The sequence below is a fragment of the Streptomyces pseudogriseolus genome (genome assembly GCA_002154585.1).
GTDB classification, from domain to species: domain Bacteria; phylum Actinomycetota; class Actinomycetes; order Streptomycetales; family Streptomycetaceae; genus Streptomyces; species Streptomyces pseudogriseolus.
On record MUNG01000314.1, the window covers coordinates 1 to 1,370 of the forward strand.

The 1,370-nt window shown below is 73.4% G+C and carries 3 protein-coding genes; all 3 read left to right on the plus strand.

Translation table 11 applies throughout. The annotated features are described in order from the left end of the window. Positions 1–69 precede the first annotated feature (69 nt). Positions 70–501, plus strand: a complete 432-nt coding sequence (locus CCN29_RS25115) for a hypothetical protein (RefSeq protein ID WP_006136217.1) — start codon at positions 70–72, stop codon at positions 499–501. After that, on the plus strand, positions 498–1,037 hold the full coding sequence (locus CCN29_RS25120; RefSeq protein ID WP_031018229.1) for a DinB family protein: 540 nt from the start codon (positions 498–500) through the stop codon (positions 1,035–1,037). The genes CCN29_RS25115 and CCN29_RS25120 overlap by 4 nt, the downstream gene beginning before the upstream one ends. Next, positions 1,034–1,370, plus strand: a 337-nt coding sequence (locus tag CCN29_RS25125; protein ID WP_086684636.1) for a YunG family protein, incomplete at its 3' end; no start/stop codon positions are given. The genes CCN29_RS25120 and CCN29_RS25125, both read left to right, overlap by 4 nt.

Genomic DNA, 1,370 nt, shown 5'->3' on the forward strand with positions numbered 1-1,370 from the left:
ACGCCCCACCCCCCGCACGCGCCCGAAATTCGAAAGACCCGCATGCACCAGCGCCTTAAAGTGCCGACCATGGCACTCTCCCGCGTCCTCCTCACCTCTGGCCGCCCGGTCGACCTGACCGAGCTGCGCCTGTCGTCGACGTACGGGGGCGTGCTCGAGGGATACCCGTGCAAACCGCTGAACGACCTCGCGATCGCCGGGCTGGTCCGGTCCGCCGAACACGCCCACCCGGGCGTCCCGGTGCATCTGATCCCGCCGGCGCGCGAGTACCCCGACCAGTTCTCGGGCGCCTTCGGCCCGGTGGAGGTGCTGCCCGCCGTGACCTGCGTGGGGCACTTCCGCTCCGAGGCCCTCGATCCCGGCCACGACCGTGCCCTGTACCGCTCCCGCCTCACCGTGGCCTGGTTCCAGCCGACGACGCGCATCCCCTCGGGCTGTGACGCGGAGACGGCCCTGCTGGACCTGGACTGGGAGCGACTCGCCACCGACGAGGAACTGTGACCGCCACCGCCCCCACCGCCGACGGCCGGCTCGGCCTGCTGCGCAGGCAGTTCGACCTGACCTGGGCCCTGTTCGAGTACCACCTGGAGCGCCTGGAGCCGGAGGACTTCCTGTGGGAGCCGGCCCCGCTCTGCTGGACGGTCCGCCGCACGCCCGAGGGCGCCTGGGTCCCCGACTGGGCGGACACCGAGCCCGACCCCGTGCCGGTGCCGACCATCGCGTGGCTGAGCTGGCACATCGGCTGGTGGTGGAGCGTGACGCTGGACCACGCGCGCGGGGAGCGCCCGCGCGAGCGCACCGAGGTCGTCTGGCCCGGCGAGGGCGAACCCACGCTCGCCTGGCTCCGCTCCCTGCGCACGGAGTGGCTCGCCCGTCTCGACACCCTGACGGACGCCGACCTGGACGCCACGGCGCCCTTCCCCTGGCCGGACGACCCGGCCCGCACGAAGGCGGACATGCTGGCGTGGGTCAACGCGGAGCTGATGAAGAACGCGGCGGAGATCGGACAGCTCCGCATGCTGCGGGCGGCGTCATGACCGGTGACGGCGCCACCGCCCGGCCGCCCTGGTCCCTGCTCGGCCTCGACACGGCGTTCCGCTCCTGCTGGGCGGCCGACACCTGCTCACCCGACGACCTGCCCGACTGGCGCCCCGACAACCCGGCCGTGGGCCACTGCGACATCACGGCCGTGGTCGTCAACGACCTGTTCGGCGGCGACCTCCTGGTCGCGGACGTCCGCCGGCACGGCTCCCCGCACGGCTACCACTGGTGGAACCGCCTCCCGAACGGCATCGAACTCGACCTCACACGCGAACAGTTCCGCGCGGGCGAGACCCTCTCCCCACCCCGCCCGGTGACACGCCCCCCGG